Origin of the sequence: Massilia sp. TS11, assembly GCF_022012445.1 — a bacterium.
In the GTDB taxonomy this organism is placed as follows: Bacteria; Pseudomonadota; Gammaproteobacteria; order Burkholderiales; family Burkholderiaceae_D; genus Telluria.
The window spans coordinates 38,401-55,014 of sequence record NZ_JAKLTS010000014.1 but is presented as its reverse complement, the minus strand read 5'-3'; the positions used below and the strand labels follow the sequence as shown (position 1 = coordinate 55,014).

The 16,614-nt window shown below is 67.0% G+C and carries 19 protein-coding genes; 14 read left to right on the top strand and 5 right to left on the bottom strand.

Annotated features, from left to right (window positions below; translation table 11 throughout):
• Positions 1-18: 18 nt before the first annotated feature.
• Together LZ005_RS18130 and LZ005_RS18125 are read left to right on the top strand one after the other, a co-directional pair.
• Entirely contained in the window at positions 19-573 is a 555-nt protein-coding gene (locus tag LZ005_RS18130; RefSeq protein ID WP_237809910.1) for a carboxymuconolactone decarboxylase family protein, read from the top strand.
• A 33-nt stretch (positions 574-606) separates the two neighbouring features.
• Entirely contained in the window at positions 607-2,142 is a 1,536-nt protein-coding gene (locus tag LZ005_RS18125) for a S1C family serine protease (protein ID WP_237809909.1), read from the top strand.
• A gap of 7 nt (positions 2,143-2,149) precedes the next feature.
• Here the strand turns inward: LZ005_RS18125 and LZ005_RS18120 are convergent, their stop codons facing one another.
• From LZ005_RS18120 to yjgA, 3 genes are read right to left on the bottom strand one after another with little or no spacing between them, the layout of a single operon-like run.
• On the bottom strand, positions 2,150-2,818 hold the full coding sequence (locus LZ005_RS18120) for an alpha/beta hydrolase (RefSeq protein ID WP_237809908.1): 669 nt from the start codon (positions 2,816-2,818) through the stop codon (positions 2,150-2,152).
• Complete coding sequence (gene mog, locus LZ005_RS18115; RefSeq protein ID WP_237809966.1) at positions 2,815-3,408, bottom strand: molybdopterin adenylyltransferase; 594 nt, start codon at positions 3,406-3,408, stop codon at positions 2,815-2,817. Before mog ends, LZ005_RS18120 begins: the two co-directional genes overlap by 4 nt.
• Before the next feature lies 1 nt (position 3,409).
• A complete protein-coding gene (gene yjgA, locus LZ005_RS18110; RefSeq protein ID WP_237809907.1) occupies positions 3,410-4,018 on the bottom strand; it encodes a ribosome biogenesis factor YjgA in 609 nt (202 codons plus the stop codon).
• A 90-nt stretch (positions 4,019-4,108) separates the two neighbouring features.
• On the opposite strand from yjgA, the gene pmbA reads away from it, so the two are divergent.
• Both pmbA and LZ005_RS18100 read left to right on the top strand, forming a co-directional pair.
• Positions 4,109-5,461 (top strand): metalloprotease PmbA, encoded by a 1,353-nt coding sequence (gene pmbA / locus LZ005_RS18105; RefSeq protein WP_237809906.1) that lies wholly within the window; start codon positions 4,109-4,111, stop codon positions 5,459-5,461.
• Positions 5,462-5,518: 57 nt separating this feature from the next.
• A complete protein-coding gene (locus LZ005_RS18100; protein WP_237809905.1) occupies positions 5,519-6,601 on the top strand; it encodes a TRAP transporter substrate-binding protein in 1,083 nt (360 codons plus the stop codon).
• A gap of 65 nt (positions 6,602-6,666) precedes the next feature.
• On the opposite strand, the gene LZ005_RS18095 is transcribed toward LZ005_RS18100, so the two are convergent.
• Positions 6,667-7,791, bottom strand: coding sequence for a M14-type cytosolic carboxypeptidase (locus tag LZ005_RS18095; protein ID WP_237809904.1), 1,125 nt, complete (start codon positions 7,789-7,791; stop codon positions 6,667-6,669).
• 148 nt (positions 7,792-7,939) lie between these two features.
• Here LZ005_RS18095 and LZ005_RS18090 point away from each other — a divergent pair, with 148 nt between their 5' ends.
• Both LZ005_RS18090 and LZ005_RS18085 read left to right on the top strand, forming a co-directional pair.
• Complete coding sequence (locus LZ005_RS18090) at positions 7,940-8,194, top strand: hypothetical protein (protein WP_237809903.1); 255 nt, start codon at positions 7,940-7,942, stop codon at positions 8,192-8,194.
• A 31-nt stretch (positions 8,195-8,225) separates the two neighbouring features.
• Positions 8,226-9,002, top strand: a complete 777-nt coding sequence (locus LZ005_RS18085; RefSeq protein ID WP_237809902.1) for a hypothetical protein — start codon at positions 8,226-8,228, stop codon at positions 9,000-9,002.
• 6 nt (positions 9,003-9,008) lie between these two features.
• On the opposite strand, the gene LZ005_RS18080 is transcribed toward LZ005_RS18085, so the two are convergent.
• Positions 9,009-9,920 carry a PaaX family transcriptional regulator C-terminal domain-containing protein gene (locus tag LZ005_RS18080; protein ID WP_237809901.1) on the bottom strand — a complete coding sequence of 304 codons (912 nt, stop codon included), beginning with the start codon at positions 9,918-9,920 and terminating at the stop codon, positions 9,009-9,011.
• A 131-nt stretch (positions 9,921-10,051) separates the two neighbouring features.
• Between LZ005_RS18080 and paaA the strand changes: the two genes are divergently transcribed.
• The 8 genes from paaA (at position 10,052) to paaI (ending at position 16,607) form a co-directional block, all read left to right on the top strand.
• A complete protein-coding gene (gene paaA, locus LZ005_RS18075; RefSeq protein ID WP_237809900.1) occupies positions 10,052-11,038 on the top strand; it encodes a 1,2-phenylacetyl-CoA epoxidase subunit PaaA in 987 nt (328 codons plus the stop codon).
• Positions 11,039-11,192: 154 nt separating this feature from the next.
• A complete protein-coding gene (gene paaB / locus LZ005_RS18070) occupies positions 11,193-11,477 on the top strand; it encodes a 1,2-phenylacetyl-CoA epoxidase subunit PaaB (RefSeq protein ID WP_237809899.1) in 285 nt (94 codons plus the stop codon).
• Positions 11,478-11,485: 8 nt separating this feature from the next.
• Positions 11,486-12,238 (top strand): 1,2-phenylacetyl-CoA epoxidase subunit PaaC, encoded by a 753-nt coding sequence (paaC, locus tag LZ005_RS18065; RefSeq protein ID WP_237809898.1) that lies wholly within the window; start codon positions 11,486-11,488, stop codon positions 12,236-12,238.
• The gene (paaD, locus tag LZ005_RS18060) at positions 12,238-12,741 is read left to right on the top strand and encodes a 1,2-phenylacetyl-CoA epoxidase subunit PaaD (protein ID WP_237809897.1); all 504 of its coding nucleotides are present in this window, start codon (positions 12,238-12,240) and stop codon (positions 12,739-12,741) included. Before paaC ends, paaD begins: the two co-directional genes overlap by 1 nt.
• A gap of 1 nt (position 12,742) precedes the next feature.
• Positions 12,743-13,819, top strand: a complete 1,077-nt coding sequence (gene paaE, locus LZ005_RS18055) for a 1,2-phenylacetyl-CoA epoxidase subunit PaaE (protein ID WP_237809896.1) — start codon at positions 12,743-12,745, stop codon at positions 13,817-13,819.
• A gap of 11 nt (positions 13,820-13,830) precedes the next feature.
• Positions 13,831-14,622 (top strand): 2-(1,2-epoxy-1,2-dihydrophenyl)acetyl-CoA isomerase PaaG, encoded by a 792-nt coding sequence (gene paaG / locus LZ005_RS18050; protein WP_237809895.1) that lies wholly within the window; start codon positions 13,831-13,833, stop codon positions 14,620-14,622.
• Position 14,623: 1 nt separating this feature from the next.
• On the top strand, positions 14,624-16,180 hold the full coding sequence (paaH, locus tag LZ005_RS18045) for a 3-hydroxyacyl-CoA dehydrogenase PaaH (protein WP_237809894.1): 1,557 nt from the start codon (positions 14,624-14,626) through the stop codon (positions 16,178-16,180).
• Entirely contained in the window at positions 16,173-16,607 is a 435-nt protein-coding gene (gene paaI / locus LZ005_RS18040) for a hydroxyphenylacetyl-CoA thioesterase PaaI (protein WP_237809893.1), read from the top strand. Before paaH ends, paaI begins: the two co-directional genes overlap by 8 nt.
• The last annotated feature ends 7 nt before the right edge of the window (positions 16,608-16,614 follow it).

Here is a 16,614-nt window from a genome sequence, read left to right as displayed (position 1 = left end):
CTGTGCCAGACTGCGCGCATGAGCGAACGCCTTGGTCCCATTCCCCCCGAGCAGATGAACGACGCCCAGCGGCGCGTGGCCCAGGCCATCATCGACGGCCCGCGCGGCGCCCTGTACGGCCCCTTCGTGCCGCTGCTGCGCAGCCCGGAGCTGATGGACTGCGCCCAGACCATGGGCGAGTACCTGCGCTACCGCAGCGCGATCGGCACCCGCCTGTCCGAGCTGGCCATCCTGGTCACCGCGCGCGTCTGGAACCAGCCGGTCGAATGGGCCATCCACGCGCCGATCGCCCTGCAGGCCGGCATCGGCCAGGACCTGATCGACGCCATCGGCGCGCGCCAGCGCCCGGCCGCCATGGCCGAGGATGAAGCGGCCGTGTATGACTTCTGCCACGAACTGCATACGACCCGCCAGGTCAGCGATGCCACCTATGCGCGCGCGCTGGCCCTGTTCGGCGAAGCCGGCGTGGTCGACCTGATGGGACTGAACGGCTACTACACCCTGCTGGCCATGGTGATGAATGCCGCCCGCACCAGCGTACCGCCGGGCAGCGCAGCCGCGCTGCCGGACTGAGCTAGAATGAATTTTTTTGTATCGTCGCCACCCATGATCCTGCGTTCCCTGCTGCTTGCCTGCTGCCTCGCGCTGCCCGTGCTGTCCCCCGCCTTTGCCGCCGATGCCGACGACGCCAGCGTCCAGGCCCCGACCCGGCTCGATGCCTCGGTGGTCAAGATCCTGTCCTCGCTGCGCCCGCCCAACCACTTCCAGCCCTGGAACAAGTCGAATACCCAGGAGATCAGCGGCTCCGGCGTCATCATCGAGGGCAAGCGGATTCTGACCAATGCCCACGTGGTCAACTACGCTAGCCAGATCCAGGTGCAGGGCCACCAGGGCGGCGACAAGTACCCGGCGCGCGTGGTCGCGATCGCGCGCGGCATGGACCTGGCCCTGCTCAAGCTCGACGACGAATCCTTCTTCGACAAGCGCCCGCCGATGCCGCGCGCCGACAAGCTGCCGGCTGTGCGCGATGCCGTCTTCGCGATGGGCTTTCCGATGTCCGTGAATTCGCTCTCGATCACCAAGGGCATCGTCTCGCGCGTCGAGTTCACCAATCTGGGCGCGGGCGTGTCCGGCCTGCGTCTGCAGGTCGATGCCGCCATCAACCCCGGCAACAGCGGTGGCCCGGCGGTGGCCGACAACAAGATGATCGGCATCGCCTATGCGACCCAGGGCAATGCCCAGAACATCGGCTACATCATCCCGAATGCCGAGATCGACCTGTTCCTGGCCGACGTCGCCGACGGCCGCTACGACGGCAAGCCGGCCCTGTGGGATGTATTCCAGGCGCTCGAAAGCCCGGCCCTGCGCAGCTTCCTGCAGGTCGGGCGCGAAGTGCAGGGCGTGGTCGTGCACAAGCCCTACCGCACCGATGCCGACTACCCGCTGAAAGAGATGGACGTGGTCACCCACATCGGCGACACCCCGATCGACAACCAGGGCATGATCGCGCTGGACGCGAATACGCGCGTGATCTTCCGCTACCGCGTGCAGCAGATCGCCAGGAACGGCAAGGTCCCGCTGACCGTGCTGCGCGGCGGGAAGACGCTGAAGGTGGAGGTGCCGGTCACCAGCGAGCGCCCGGCCCTGATCACGGACCTGAAGGGCGAATACCCGTCCTACTTCATTTACGGGCCGATCGTGTTCGGCCGCGCGACCACGGAATTCCTGAATAATCTGAGCGGCTCGCAAAGCTGGTGGCAGCTGTCGACCTATGACGCCAGCCCGCTGGTCACGCGCCGCATGGCCATGCCGGACGCGAACCGGCAGGAACTGGTGGTGGTGTGCTCGTCCTTCTTCCCGCACAAGCTGGTGCGCGGCTACGGCAACCGCTTCACCTCGGTGGTCTATTCGATCAATGAGGTGCCGGTAAAGAGCCTGCGCCACCTGGTCGAACTGCTGCGCGACGCCAAGGACGAGATGATCGTGATCCGCTTCGATCAGCGCGAGGGCGAGACCATCGTGCTGCCGCGGCGCGAAGTGCTGGCATCGACCGACGCCATCCTCGCCGAAAACGGCATCCGCGCCCAGGCCTCGGCCGACATGCTGGCCGTGTGGCAGGCCAAGGCCGCGGCCGGGCGCTGAGGCGCAATCAGGCCAGGACTTTTTTCAGCCAGGCGCTGATGTCGCGCACTTCTTCCATGCAGGCCGAGTGCTCCATCATGTACTCGTGCCACTCGACCTGATAGCCAAGCTGCGCGAGCAGGGCGCGCGAAGCTTCGGCGCGCGCCAGCGGAATCACCGGGTCCATGCGTCCGTGCGCCATGAAGATCGGGGTCTCCAGGCCGGCCGGCGCGCGCTCGGCGGCCAGCTTGTCGGCCAGCGGCGCATAGCCGGACAGGCACATCAGCCCGGCCAGCTTTTCCGGATAGCGCAGGCCGGTCTGCAGTGTCATCGCGCAGCCCTGCGAGAAGCCGGCCAGCACGATGCGGTTGGCCGGTACGCCGCGCGCCCGTTCGCGCGCGATCAGGTCTTCCACCAGCTTTTGCGAGGCGCGCAGGCCGGCCTCGTCCTCGCGCCGCACCAGATCGGTGCCGAGGATGTCGTACCAGGCGCGCATCACATAGCCGCCATTGATCGTCACCGGCATCTCCGGCGCGTGCGGGAAGATGAAACGGATGGCGGGCAGGCCGCGCAGATCGAGTTCGCGCGGGATGGTCGACCAGCCATGGCCGCTGTCGCCCAGGCCGTGCAGCCAGATCACCGAGATGCTCGGCATCGGGCCGGTGTCGAATTGGATATGGTCGATTACCTCAGTCATGCGGATTCCTTGGGTTGGAGGGCCGATTTCGGGCGGAAGGCCGCGCACACCTCGGGGCGCGTCTCCATCCAGGGCGCGCCGATCAGGTCCAGGCAATAGGGCACGGCGGCGAACACACCGCGCACCACCGGCTTGCCGTCGGCGTCCTTCAGGCCTTCGAGCGTTTCCTTGATCGCCTTGGGCTGGCCCGGCAGGTTGATGATCAGGGCCGCGTGATCGGGCGTCTCGCGGATCACGGCGGTCTGGCGCGACAGGATCGCGGTCGGCACGAAATGCAGCGAGACCTGGCGCATCTGCTCGCCGAAGCCCGGCATCTCCTTGGTGCCGACGGCGCGCGTGGCCTCGGGCGTGACGTCGCGCCGCGCCGGGCCGGTGCCGCCCGTGGTCAGCACCAGATGGCAGCGCGCCACGTCGACCAGCTCGCGCAGCGTGGCTTCGATCTGCGCCTGCTCGTCGGCGATCAGGCGCTGCTCGAGCACGAAGGGCGTGCTGACGGCGGCCGCGAGCCACTCGGCCAGGGCCGGCAGGCCCTTGTCCTGATACACGCCGCTGCTGGCCCGGTCGGAAATCGAGACCAGGCCGATCTTCATCTCATTCATCCGCGTCCTCGTCGGGCGCATCGGCGTCGGCATCGGCCGCGTCCCCGGCGGCGGCGGCCTTGGCCGCCTCCAGATCCTTCAGCACCTGGAAGATTTCACGGAAGGCCTTGGGCGGCTTGTTCTCGGACTGCTCCTTGCGCGCATTGCGGATCAGGGTGCGCAGGTGCTGCACGTCGAGCTCCGGGTATTCCTCGGTCAGGGCGGTCAGGGCCTTGTCGTCGGCCAGCAGCTTCTCGCGCTTGCGTTCGAGCGCGTGCAGGGCGGCCGCATCGGCCTTGGAGGCGCCGCGCCAGCCCTCGATGGTGCGCCGGATCACGGCCACTTCCTCGGGCTCGAGCTCGCGCATCTTCTTGCCGACGAATTGCAGCTGGCGCTTGCGCCCGCCGAAGTCCTTGATGCCCTGGCAGACCAGAATGGCTTCGAGCAAGCCTTCCGGCATCGGCACGCGCTTCACGCGGTCGCGCGGCTGGTCGACCAGTTCCTTGCCCAGATCGGCGAGCTCTTGCACTTCGCGCTTCTGCGCGGATTTGGACGGACGTTCGTATTCTTGTTCGAACTCGGAGGACTTGAAGCCCACCGAGCCGCGATTGGCATTAGGCATAGTCGGTGTCCCGCTTGCGCGGGCCCTTTCAGTAAAAACGGTAAACGGCTGCTATGATACCGCCTTGGCCGTTTGACCACGATTTTTCCCATGACCGATTCTGTTTTCATCCACACCCAAGCCCAGCTCCAGGAACTGGCGCAGGCCGCCCTGGCCTATGCGCGCCAGCTGGGCGCCAGCGATGCCGCCGTCGAGATCAGCGAGGGCAGCGGGCTGGCCGTGACCGTGCGCCGCGGCAAGGTGGAGACGATCGAGCAGAACAAAGACAAGGGCATGGGCATCACCGTCTATGTCGGCCAGAAACGCGGCAATGCCTCGACTTCGGATTTTTCCCAGGCCGCGCTGCGCGCCACGGTCGATGCCGCCTACAACATCGCGCGCTTCACGGCCGACGACCCCTGCGCCGGCCTGGCCGACGCCGACATGCTCGAACTGGCCCCGCGCGACCTGGCCCTGTGCTACCCCTGGCTGATTTCGAGCGAGGACGCGGTGGCCCTGGCCCAGCGCTGCGAGGCGGCCGCCTTCGCCGTCGATCCGCGCATCAGCAATAGCGAAGGCGCCAGCGTGTACGTGCAGCAATCGCATTTCGTCGCGGCCAATACGCGCGGCTTCATGGGCGGCTATCCGTATTCGCGCCACACGCTGTCGGTCGCCCCGATCGCCGGCAAGGGCGCCAAGATGCAGCGCGACGACTGGTATTCCTCGGTGCGCGACCCGCGCAAGCTTGCCGATCCCGAGGCCGTCGGCCGCTACGCTGCCGAGCGCGCGCTGGCGCGCCTGAACGCGCGCAAGCTCGACACGCGCCAGTGCCCGGTGCTGTTCGAGGCGCCGCTGGCGGCCGGCCTGCTGGGCGCCTTCGTCCAGGCCACCTCGGGCGGCGCCCTGTACCGCAAATCGAGTTTCCTGCTCGACTCCCTGGGCCAGCAGGTCTTCCCCAAGCACATCCGCATCAGCGAGGACCCGCACATCGTCGGCGGGGTCGGCTCGGCCCCGTTCGACGAAGAAGGCGTGCGCACCCAGAAGCGCGACGTCGTCAGCAAGGGCGTGGTGCAGGGTTATTTCCTGTCCTCGTATTCGGCGCGCAAGCTCGGCATGCAAACGACGGGCAATGCGGGCGGCTCGCACAATCTGGCCCTCACCTCGAGCAAGACGCGCGCCGAGGACGACTTCGCCGGCATGCTGCGCAAGATGGACCGCGGCCTGCTCGTCACCGAGCTCATGGGCCAGGGCACCAATTACGTCACCGGCGACTACTCGCGCGGCGCGGCCGGCTACTGGGTCGAGAACGGCGTGATCCAGTACCCGGTCGAGGAAATCACCATCGCCGGCAATATGAAACAGATGTTCGCCAACATCGTGGCGGTCGGTAACGACGTGCTCGTGCGTGGTACCAAGCAGACGGGTTCCATCCTGATCGACAACATGGTGGTGGCCGGAAGCTAAGAATCGGCTACACTTGGCGGTGGAGTTCCCTGAAACCAAAATTAGGAGACACACCCCATGGAACGTCGTTCCTTTCTGAAGAAAGCCGCCGTCGGCGGCGCGGCCGGCGCTCTGGCGGCTCCGGCCATTGCCCAGTCCCTGCCATCGATCAACTGGCGCCTGGCATCCAGTTTCCCCAAATCCCTCGACACCATCTACGGCGCGGCGGACACCTTCGTCAAACGCGTGTCGCAGCTGACCGGCGGGAAGTTCAATATCCGCGTGTTTGCCGCCGGCGAGATCGTGCCGGGCCTGCAGGTCATGGACGCGGTCCAGGCCGGCACGGTCGAGTGCGGCCACTCGGCCTCCTACTACTACTTCGGCAAGGACCCGACTTTCGCCTTCGACTGCGCCGTGCCCTTCGGCCTCACTTCGCGCCAGCATGCCGCCTGGTACGACCAGGGTGGCGGGCGCGAACTGCTGCGCGAGTTCTTCCGCGGCTACGGCATCGTCAACTTCATGGGCGGTAACTCGGGCACCCAGATGGGCGGCTGGTACCGCAAGGAAGTCAAGACCGTGGCCGACCTCAAGGGCCTGAAATTCCGTTGTGGCGGCTATGCCGGCCGCGTGCTCGAGCGCCTGGGTGTGGTGCCGCAGCAGCTGGCTGGCGGCGACATCTACCCGGCCCTGGAAAAAGGCACGATCGATGCGGCCGAGTGGGTCGGCCCCTACGACGACGAGAAGCTCGGCTTCTACAAGGTGGCGCCTTACTACTACGCGCCGGGCTGGTGGGAAGCGGGCGCGGCCTTCTCCTTCTACGTCAACATCAAGGAATGGGAAAAGCTGCCCAAGGAATACCAGGCGGCGATCGAAGCGGCTTCGTATGAATCGCACGTGGTGATGCAGGCCGAATACGACGCCAAGAACCCGGCGGCGCTGGCGCGCCTGATCAAGAACGGCGTCAAGCTGCGCTATTTCGACAATGCGATGGTCGAGGCCTGCCACAAGGCCGCGGTCGACGTGATGGAAGAAGAAGCGGCCAAGAACGCCAAGTTCAAGAAGATCTACGAACCCTGGAAGCGCTTCCGCCACGACCAGAACCTGTGGAACTCGGTGGCCGAGCTGCGCATGCAGGAATATCTGGTGAAAATCGTTAAGTAAAAGAAAAACGGGGTCAGACCCCGTTTTTCCGAACAGAACAACCGGGGCCTGGCCCCGGTTTTTTTTTAGCCGCGCAGGCTGCGCAGCATCGGTTGCAGCACTGCTTCGCCGAGCTTGGACGAACGGGCGCCGTCCCAGCCGCTGAGCTCGTCCGGATCGTTGGCATTGTCCTTGAACGGCAGTTCCAGCGTCAGCGACACGCAGCCGAACTGGTGGGTGACCCAGGGCGAACCCATGGTCAGCACCTCGTCGGTGTAGGGCGCGGGCGGGTAGCCGTGCACGTCCTGGAAGTCGGGGCTGGCGATCTTGAAGTCCTCGATGAACTTCTGCTGGGCCGCGGCCTGGGCCGGGGTGAAGCTGGGCAGGGCCTCGCTGCCGGCCACGAACACATAGGGCAGGCCTTCGTCGCCGTGGACGTCGAGGAACAGGTCGACGCCGGTGGCCAGCATCTTCTGGCGCACCAGATACACCTCGGGGCTGCGCTCCAGGCTCGGGTGCAGCCATTCACGGTTGAGGTTAGCGCCGGCCGCATTCGTGCGCAGATTGCCGCGCACCGAACCGTCCGGATTCATATTCGGCACCACATAGAACACGGCGTCCTGCAGCAGCTGGCGGGCGAAGGGATTGGCCTTGTCGAGCAGGGCATCGAGCATGCCTTCAACAAACCATTCGGCCATGGTCTCGCCCGGGTGCTGGCGGGCGATCACCCAGACCTTCTTGGCGGCGTCCGGGTTGCCGATCACCAGCAGATTGAGGTCGCGCCCGTCGAGCGTCGTGCCCAGGTCTTCCAGCGCCACCCAGGGCGAGCTCTGGGCATGGGCCAGCAGGTCCTGGTGGCGTTCCCACGAATACGGCTCGAAATAGGCGTAGTAGACGCTGTCTTCCTCGGGCGTGTGGCTGATGGTCAGCACCTGGCCGTCGAAGTTGGTCGGCACGCGGAACCAGTTGACGCGGTCGTAGCTGGCCATTGCGCGGTAGCCTTCCCAGCCGGCCGGATAGGCGGCCTGGCCGGCATTGAGCAGGCGGATCGTGCAGTCCTGGTCCTTGCCGCCCTGCAGGCGGAAGTGGAACCACTGGATGATGTCGGCCGCACTGTCTTTGCGGATGTTCAAATCGATGGCGTCGGCGCTTGTGGCGCTCACGACCTCGATGGCGCCAGCGTCAAACTGGCTGCTGATTTTGATGGACATGGTGTGTTCAAAGTGGCTGGAAAACCCGCGATTGTACCGCGAAGCCTTTGCGCGCCCGCAAATTCGCGGCCGGCGCGCGCTGCTAGGGTGGCGGGGCCTGCGTCTGAGCCCGCGCCGGCCCCTGATCGCGGCTCAGCCTGGAGTAAGCATGCACGTGGCACGTCCCCATATCGACCAGCTCGAACACAAAATCACCGATCTCGCCCTGGCCCTGGCCCAACTGGCCGAGAGCCGCGAGCTGCACGAGTTGCAGCGCCTGATCCACTTTCCCGGCTGGACCACGCCGGCCGAACTGGGCTTCGTCCACAGCCTGCTCGACGCCATGCTGAGCCAGGCCGCCCTGCTGCGCCGTCTGCAGGGCGAACTGTTGCAGAACGGTAGAAAAGTGGCCCCACGCGATTAATTGCGGCGCGCCGGCGGGCTACAATGCAGGCATGTCCTTACGCCTGCTGTCCGCCCTGTTCCTGTGTCTGCTCACCGGCCTGGCCGGGGCTGTGCCCTTGCGCCTGTGCCAGGATGTGCGCGGCCATCTGCCGCTCGAAGGACCGGACGGCACGGGTGTGCTGGACCGCCTGCTGCGTGAGGCCGCGCGCGAGGCCGGTATTGAACTGCAGGTGTATGCGGCCCCGGTGGCGCGCTGCCGCGAGGAGATGCGCGCCGGCCTGGCCGATGCCTATCCGCTGGCGCCGTTCAGCGCCGAGTTGACCGGCTATATGATCTATCCCGAAAAGCAGGGCCAGCCCGATGCGGCGCGCGCCCTGCTGACGACGCGGGTGGTGGCCGTGCGCCGCCTGCATGGCCCGCAGCAGTGGGATGGCAAGCATTTCAGCCAGCTCGACGGTCCGGTGCTGGCCATGGCCGGCACGCTGACGCCGGGCGCGGTGGCGCGCGCCCATGGCCTGCCCTTCGACAATGCCGCGCCCAGTGTCGAACAGAATCTGGAAAAGCTGCTGGCCGGACGCGGTTCCCTGTTCCTCGTGGTCGAGCCGCATGTGCTGCCCTTCATGGCGCGCCCGCAATTTGCCGGCAAGCTCGAGATCATCGACAAGCCGGTGGTCGAGCAGCGCATGTACATCGCGCTGACGCGGCGTTTCTACGCGCGCTATCCGCAACAGGCCGAGCATTTCTGGGCGGCGGCCGCGCGCCTGGCCCACGGTCCGCAGTACAGGGAGGCGCTGGCCGAAGCCCTGCGCGCGTCCCGCAACGACTAGGCGGGCCTACTCAAAACGTTTGTGGAAGGCGGCGTCGGCCTCGGGCGTGTCCGGGTCTTCGCGCCGCATCGCCGCCAGCACATGGGCCTGTGCCGGCTGTGCCAGCTGGCGGTACAGGGTGCGCGCCAGCGCATAGGCCTGGGCGCCGGGCCAGGGATCGGGCAGCAGCTCGACCGGCAGATACGGATCATGCAGCTGCACGCGCCGGTAGGCGTGAATCAGCAGGCTGCGCAGCAGATAGGCGTGGGCCGGATCGGGCCGGCCTTCCGCCGCCAGCAGGGCCGGCAGCGGGGCAAAGCGTTCGAGGAATTCGGCATACCCGGCCGTCACGGCGCGCAGGTCCCAGCCGCTCGCGACCAGCTCGGCCAGCGGGCGTGCCGCCATGCCGTCCTGGGCCGCCGCGCTCCAGACGAACACCTGATCGCCCAGCTGCAGGCGCGCCAGCGTGGCCGCCAGCAGGGCCGGTTCGGCCGCCGCATGGCCGAACAGATGCGGGGCCAGCTGGCCAAAGCCCAGCCATTCCAGTTCCTTGCGCAGCTGGCTGCGCCGGGCCGGATCGAGATGGGCGGCCTGCACCATCGTCCAGCGCCCGTCCCAGTGCAGCACCAGCGGCGCGTAGATGCGCCGGTTGGCCCGTTCCAGATGGGGCAGGGCGCCGGGCAGCAGCGCGTAGGCCGCGCGCCGGCCGTCGCGCGTGGCGCCCAGCCAGCCTTCCTGGGCCAGACGGAACACGCTGGTGCGCACCAGCCGGTCGTTGACGCCGAACGGCGCCATCAGTTCAATCAGACTGCCGAGCCAGACGGCGCCGCCGTGCGGGGCGATGGCATCGCCGAACACGGTCATCACCAGGGATTTGGCGCGCGGCGGCGCGTCGGCCAGGAAGCGCGCGGCCCAGTCGTGGCTTGTCAGAGTTTTCATTCAGAAAGAATTGTAGTGGATTTTGCCTATCGTCGGCCGCTACGAGATACAGAATCTAAATATGAGTCATAAAATATGTGTACAACGTATATTGTGTATCGTATCATCAGCGCTCCCCGAGGAGGACCCACATGTACGCACAAATGGTGGACACCGGCCTGACGCAAGTGCGCACGGCCGCAGACATGGATGAACAGGAAGCGGCCTTCCAGGCGCGCATCGACGCCGGCGTGAAGATCGAGCCCAAGGACTGGATGCCCGAGGCCTACCGCAAGACCCTGATCCGACAGATTTCGCAGCACGCGCACAGCGAGATCGTCGGTCAGCTGCCGGAAGGGAACTGGGTCACGCGCGCGCCCACGCTCAAGCGCAAGTCGATCCTGCTGGCCAAGATCCAAGATGAAGCCGGCCACGGCCTCTACCTGTACAGTGCGGCCGAGACCCTGGGCGTCTCGCGCGACGAGCTGCTCGAGGCCCTGCACAGCGGCAAGGCCAAGTATTCGAGCATCTTCAATTACCCGACCCTGAGCTGGGCCGACATGGGCGCGATCGGCTGGCTGGTCGACGGCTCGGCCATCATCAACCAGATTCCCCTGTGCCGCTGCTCGTACGGCCCGTATTCGCGCGCCATGATCCGCGTCTGCAAGGAAGAGAGCTTCCATGCGCGCCAGGGCTACGACATCATGCTGGCCCTGTGCCGCGGCACGCCCGAACAGAAGGCCATGGCCCAGGATGCGCTGAACCGCTGGTGGTGGCCCTCGCTGATGATGTTCGGCCCGCCCGACACCGAGTCGGTCAACAGTGCCCAGTCGGCCAAGTGGAAGATCAAGCTGTTCTCGAATGACGAACTGCGTCAGCGCATGGTCGACCAGACCGTGCCCCAGGCCGAATTCCTCGGCCTGACGATTCCCGATCCCTCGCTCAAATGGAATGCCGAGCGCGGCCACTACGACTTCGGCGAGCTCGACTGGGACGAATTCCACAACGTCCTGAAGGGCAACGGCCCCTGCAACAAGGAGCGTCTGGCCACCCGCGTCAAGGCCTGGGAAGACGGTCAGTGGTTCCGCGACGGCCTGAGCGCCTACGCCGAGAAGAAGGCCAAACAACAAGCCGCGTAGGCCCGGTCGTATGCCGGGTCGTCGTGCGGGTCGTACGGCGGGTCGTAGGGCGGGTCGTCGGGTCGTAGGGCGGGTCGTAGGGCGGGTCGTAGGGCGGGTCGTAGGGCGGGTCTTCAGACCCGCGCGCAAAGCAAAGCAAAAAAAGGAGCAAACCATGAGCAAAGAATGGCCCCTGTGGGAAGTCTTCATCCGCAGCCAGCACGGCCTGTCGCACAAACACGTAGGCAGCCTGCACGCGCCGGACGCCGAAATGGCGATCAACAACGCGCGCGACGTCTACACGCGCCGTAACGAAGGCGTGTCGATCTGGGTGGTCAAGGCCAATGACATCGTCGCCTCCAGCCCGGGCGACAAGGCCCCGCTGTTCGAGCCGGCCAACAGCAAGGTATACCGCCACCCGACCTTCTTCCCGATGCCGGAAGAAGTGAAGAACCTGTGAGCGCGCCGATGGATGCCAAGCTCGCCTATCTGCTGCGCCAGGGCGACAATGCCCTGGTGCTGTCGCAGCGCCTGTCGCAGTGGTGCGGCAAGGGCCCGGCCCTGGAAGAAGACATGGCCCTGACCAATGTCGCGCTCGACCTGCTCGGCCAGACCCGCATGTGGCTCAGCTACGCCGCCGAACTCGAAGGCCAGGGCCGTGACGAGGACGACCTGGCCTACCTGCGCGACGCCCACCAATTCCACAACTGCCTGCTGGTCGAGCAGCCGAACGGCGACTACGCGATGACGCTGGCGCGCCAGTTCTACTTCGACAGCTGGCACTACTTCCTGCTGCAAGGCCTGTGCGGCGCGGCCGACACGCGCATCGCCCAGATCGCCGAAAAATCGGTCAAGGAAGTCAGCTACCACCTGCGCCGCAGCGGCGATCTGGTGGTGCGCCTGGGCGACGGCACGGCCGAATCGCACACGCGCATGCAGGCCGCGCTCGACTACCTGTGGCCCTACACCGGCGAATGCTTCCGCTACGACGCCGTGGACGAAGCCATGCAGGCGGCCGGCATCGCACCCGACGCCGACGCCCTGCGCGCCGCCTGGCTCGCCCATGTGAGTGAGATTCTGGCCGAAGCCACGCTCAGCATGCGCGACCCCGGCGTGTGGATGCACAGCGGCGGCAAACAGGGCCGCCACAGCGAGCACCTCGGCTACCTGCTGGCCGAGATGCAGTTCCTGCAGCGCGCCTATCCCGGCACCGAATGGTGATGGACACCGACGCGGTGCGCGCCTGGCTGGGCGAAGTGCCCGATCCCGAGATCCCGGTGATTTCGATCGTGGATCTCGGCATCGTGCGCGAGATCGCCTTCGACGGTCCCGAGTGCATTGTCACGATCACGCCGACCTACTCGGGCTGCCCGGCGATGGACGTTATCGCCGACGCGATCCGCACGCACCTGCAGGCCAAGGGCATCGACCGCCTGCGCCTGGAAACGCGCCTGACCCCGCCCTGGACCACCGACTGGATGAGCCCCGCCGCGCGCAGCGCCCTGCGCGACTACGGCATCGCACCGCCGGCCCAACAGGTGGTCGACATCAGCGCGCTGAAACACGGGGTCAAACGCAGCGCCATCAGCGCGCCCGTGGTGGCCTGCCCGCGCTGCGGCTCGACCCACACCGAGGTCACCAGCCAGTTCGGTTCCACGCCCTGCAAGGCCCTGTACAAATGCCTCGATTGCCGCGAACCCTTCGACTACTTCAAGTGCCACTGAGATGAGCCAATTCTATCCCCTGAGCGTCGCCGACCTGCGCCAGGAAACGCGCGACTGCGTGTCGATCACCTTTGCCGTGCCGCCCGAGCTGGAAGGCGCCTTCCGCTACCAGCAGGGCCAGCACCTGACCCTGCGCACCACCATCGACGGCGAGGAGGTGCGCCGTTCGTATTCGATCTGCGCGGCCGTGCAGGAGCAGCGCCTGCGCGTGGCCGTCAAGCGCGTGGCGGGCGGCCTGTTTTCGGGCTGGGCCAACGAGAGCCTGCGCGTCGGCGACGTGGTCGAGGTGATGCCGCCGATGGGCCACTTCCATGTGCCGCTCGACCCGGCCAACCGCAAGCACTACCTGGCCTTCGCGGCCGGCAGCGGCATCACCCCCATCCTCTCGATCATCAAGACCACGCTGCTGGCCGAACCGCACAGCCGCTTCACGCTGGTGTACGGTAACCGCGCTTCGTCGAGCGTGATCTTCAAGGAGGAGATCGCCGACCTGAAAGACCAGTACCTCGAACGTCTGAACCTGGCCTTCGTAATGAGCCGCGAGCAGCAGGACATCGAGCTGTTCAACGGCCGCATCACGCACGACAAGGCGGCCCAGATTCTGCGCCACTGGGTCAAACCCGAGGACGTCGACGTGGCCTTCATCTGCGGGCCGGAAGACATGATGCTGGGCGTCTCGGCCGCGCTGCAGGAAGCCGGCGTCCCGAAGGCGAACATCAAGATCGAACTGTTCGCCGCTGCTGCGCCCAAGCAGGCGCACAAGGCGCGCAGCCAGGACGCGCGCGCGCACCACCAGACCGAGGTCACCGTCATCATGGACGGCCACCACAGCCACTTCGTGATGGACCAGGACAAGGAGTCGGTGCTCGACGCCGGCATCAAGGCCGGCATCGACATGCGCTACTCGTGCAAGGGCGGCGTGTGTTCGACCTGCCGCTGCAAGGTGGTCGAAGGGCAGGTCGACATGGACGTCAACTACGCGCTCGAGGACTACGAGATCGCGCGCGGCTTCGTCCTGAGCTGCCAGAGCTTCCCGACCACCGGCAAACTGATTCTCGACTTCGACAGCGCTGAATAAGGCCTACACGCATGGACTACCAGAATATCCTCTTCACCGTCAGCGAAGGCGTGGCCGTGCTGACCCTGAACCGCCCCGACAAGCTGAATAGCTTCACCGAGGCCATGCACCTGGAAGTGCGCGCGGCCCTCGACAGCCTGGCCACGGACCGCAGCGTGCGCGTGCTGCTGCTCACCGGCGCCGGGCGCGGCTTCTGCGCCGGCCAGGATCTGGGCGACCGCGCCGTCGCGCCGGGCGGCGAGAAGGTCGACCTGGGCGCCTCGGTCGAGCGCTTCTACGCGCCGCTGGTGCTCACCCTGCGCAATCTGCCGATGCCCGTGATCTGCGCCGTCAACGGCGTGGCGGCCGGCGCCGGCGCCAATCTGGCGCTGGCCTGCGACATCGTGCTGGCGGCCGAATCGGCCAGCTTCATCGAAGCCTTCTGCAAGCTCGGGCTGATTCCGGATACCGGCGGCACCTGGCATCTGCCGCGCCTGATCGGCCATGCGCGCGCCACCGGCCTGGCCATGCTAGGCGAGAAGCTGAGCGCGGCCAAGGCCGAACAGTGGGGCCTGATCTGGAAGTGCGTGCCCGACGCCGAACTGATGGACCAGGCGCTGGCGATGGCGCGCCACTTCGCCAGCGCGCCGACCAAGGGCCTGGCCTTCACCAAGCGCGCCCTCCAGGCCAGCTGGGGCAATGACCTGGCCAGCCAGCTGCGCCTCGAAGGCGACATGATGCGCGAACTGGGCTACAGTCACGACTATCAGGAGGGCGTGGCCGCCTTCCTCGCCAAACGTCCCCCTCAATTCAAAGGAGAGTGAGATGAGCAAGGCTCTGGCAGCAGGCAGCGTCGTCGCCGTGATCGGCAGCGGCGCCATGGGTTCCGGCATCGCCCAGGTGGCGGCCGCTTCGGGCTACCGCGTGCGCCTGTACGACGCGCGCGCCGGCCAGGTGGACAAGGCCATCGCCGACCTGGGCAAGGTGTACGGCAGCCTGGTCGAAAAGGGCCGCATGACGGGCGAAGCCGCCGCCGCCGCGCGTGCCAATCTGCTGCCCGCCGCCAGTCTGGACGAGGTGGCCGATGCGGCGCTGGTGGTGGAAGCCATCGTCGAAGACCTGGGCGCCAAGCGCGCGCTGTTCCAGTCACTGGAGGCCATCGTCGGCGCCGACACCATCCTCGCCACCAACACCTCCTCGATTTCCGTCACCGCCATCGGCGCGCCGCTGCAGCGGCCGCAGCGCCTGGTGGGCATGCACTTCTTTAATCCAGTGCCGCTGATGGCTCTCGTGGAAGTGGTCAGCGGCCTGGCCACCGAGCGCGCCGTGGCCGACGTCGTGTTCGACACGGCTCTGGCCTGGGGCAAGAACCCGGTGCATGCCAAGTCCACGCCGGGCTTCATCGTCAACCGCGTGGCGCGTCCCTTCTATGCCGAAGCCCTGCGCCTGCTGAACGAGCAGGCGGCCGATCCGGCCACGCTGGACGCCGTGCTGCGCGAAGGCGGCGGCTTCCGCATGGGGCCTTTCGAGCTGATGGACCTGATCGGCCACGACGTCAACTTCTCGGTCACCAGTTCGGTGCATGCCGCTTACTTCGGCGATCCGCGCTACACGCCCTCGGTGATCCAGCAGGAGCTGGTCAATGCCGGCTTCCTCGGCCGTAAAAGCGGGCGCGGTTTCTACCACTACGGCCCGGATGCCGTGCGTCCGGTTGCCGCCACCGAGCCTGCCGCCGAGCGCCCCGAGTGGGTCTCGATCAGCATCGAGCCGGGCCTCAAGCAGGCCGTCACCGACGGTCTGGAAGCGCGTCTGCGCAAGGCCGGCTTTGAAGTGAGCCACCGCAAGCCGCTGCCGCATGCGGGCGAGCGCGAGGCGCCGGCCTTCCACACCAATGGCGCGGCGGTGTTCCTGACCGACGGCCGCAGCGCCACCGAGCGCGCGCGCGCCAACCAGCATCCGGACACCGTGCTGTTCGATCTGGTCGGCGACTGGGACAAGGCCAGCCGCATCGCCGTGGCGCGCGCCGACCAGTGCAGCGAAAAAGCCTATCAGGCCGTGGTCGGCATGTTCCAGGCCGCCGGTTTCGCCGTCACCCGTATCGACGACGTCCCCGGCATGGCCGTGATGCGCACCGTGGCCATGCTGGCCAACGAGGCGGCCGACGCCGTCAACCAGGGCGTGTGCAGCGCGGCCGGGGTCGACATCGCCATGCAGAAGGGCGTGAACTATCCGCGCGGCCCGCTCGCCTGGGCCGAAGCGATCGGCCTGGCCCAGGTGGTCGGCGTGCTCGAGCACCTGGCCCAGACCTATGGCGAGGACCGCTACCGCGTGTCGCCGCTGCTGCGCCGCCACCTGGCCAACGGGAAGCGCTTCCATGTCTGAGGGCGCGCAGCAGCTGGCCGAACGCGCGGCCGCCGCCATGTACCAGCGCGACGCCGCCACCCAGGCCCTGGGCATCCGGCTCGAGGCCGTCGGCCCCGGCTACGCGCGCATGAGCATGCGCGTGCGCGCCGACATGCTCAACGGGCACCAGACCTGCCACGGCGGCTTCATTTTCGCGCTGGCCGACAGCGCCTTCGCATTCAGCTGCAATTCGCATAATCAGGTGACCGTGGCCGCCGGCTGCAGCATCGAGTACCTGGCGCCGGGTCGCGCCGACGACCTGTTGACGGCCGAAGCCGTGGAGCAGACCGTGAGCGGCAAGACCGGCGTCTACGACGTCACCATCACCAACCAGGACGGGCGCAAGATCGCCCTGTTCCGCGGGAAGAGCCACCGCCTCGGCGGCGCCGTGGCCGATCCGGCTTGATACACGG

Bases quoted from the DNA above. Each gene is read 5' to 3' on its own strand.
- paaA (WP_237809900.1), top strand. From the start codon at position 10,052: ATGTACGCACAAATGGTGGACACCGGCCTGACGCAAGTGCGCACGGCC.
- paaI (WP_237809893.1), top strand. From the start codon at position 16,173: ATGTCTGAGGGCGCGCAGCAGCTGGCCGAACGCGCGGCCGCCGCCATG.
- LZ005_RS18095 (WP_237809904.1), bottom strand. From the start codon at position 7,791: ATGTCCATCAAAATCAGCAGCCAGTTTGACGCTGGCGCCATCGAGGTC.
- paaE (WP_237809896.1), top strand. From the start codon at position 12,743: ATGAGCCAATTCTATCCCCTGAGCGTCGCCGACCTGCGCCAGGAAACG.
- paaC (WP_237809898.1), top strand. From the start codon at position 11,486: ATGGATGCCAAGCTCGCCTATCTGCTGCGCCAGGGCGACAATGCCCTG.
- paaD (WP_237809897.1), top strand. From the start codon at position 12,238: ATGGACACCGACGCGGTGCGCGCCTGGCTGGGCGAAGTGCCCGATCCC.
- LZ005_RS18090 (WP_237809903.1), top strand. From the start codon at position 7,940: ATGCACGTGGCACGTCCCCATATCGACCAGCTCGAACACAAAATCACC.
- LZ005_RS18120 (WP_237809908.1), bottom strand. From the start codon at position 2,818: ATGACTGAGGTAATCGACCATATCCAATTCGACACCGGCCCGATGCCG.
- paaG (WP_237809895.1), top strand. From the start codon at position 13,831: ATGGACTACCAGAATATCCTCTTCACCGTCAGCGAAGGCGTGGCCGTG.
- LZ005_RS18085 (WP_237809902.1), top strand. From the start codon at position 8,226: ATGTCCTTACGCCTGCTGTCCGCCCTGTTCCTGTGTCTGCTCACCGGC.
- pmbA (WP_237809906.1), top strand. From the start codon at position 4,109: ATGACCGATTCTGTTTTCATCCACACCCAAGCCCAGCTCCAGGAACTG.
- LZ005_RS18125 (WP_237809909.1), top strand. From the start codon at position 607: ATGATCCTGCGTTCCCTGCTGCTTGCCTGCTGCCTCGCGCTGCCCGTG.
- mog (WP_237809966.1), bottom strand. From the start codon at position 3,408: ATGAAGATCGGCCTGGTCTCGATTTCCGACCGGGCCAGCAGCGGCGTG.
- LZ005_RS18080 (WP_237809901.1), bottom strand. From the start codon at position 9,920: ATGAAAACTCTGACAAGCCACGACTGGGCCGCGCGCTTCCTGGCCGAC.
- yjgA (WP_237809907.1), bottom strand. From the start codon at position 4,018: ATGCCTAATGCCAATCGCGGCTCGGTGGGCTTCAAGTCCTCCGAGTTC.
- LZ005_RS18100 (WP_237809905.1), top strand. From the start codon at position 5,519: ATGGAACGTCGTTCCTTTCTGAAGAAAGCCGCCGTCGGCGGCGCGGCC.
- paaH (WP_237809894.1), top strand. From the start codon at position 14,624: ATGAGCAAGGCTCTGGCAGCAGGCAGCGTCGTCGCCGTGATCGGCAGC.
- LZ005_RS18130 (WP_237809910.1), top strand. From the start codon at position 19: ATGAGCGAACGCCTTGGTCCCATTCCCCCCGAGCAGATGAACGACGCC.
- paaB (WP_237809899.1), top strand. From the start codon at position 11,193: ATGAGCAAAGAATGGCCCCTGTGGGAAGTCTTCATCCGCAGCCAGCAC.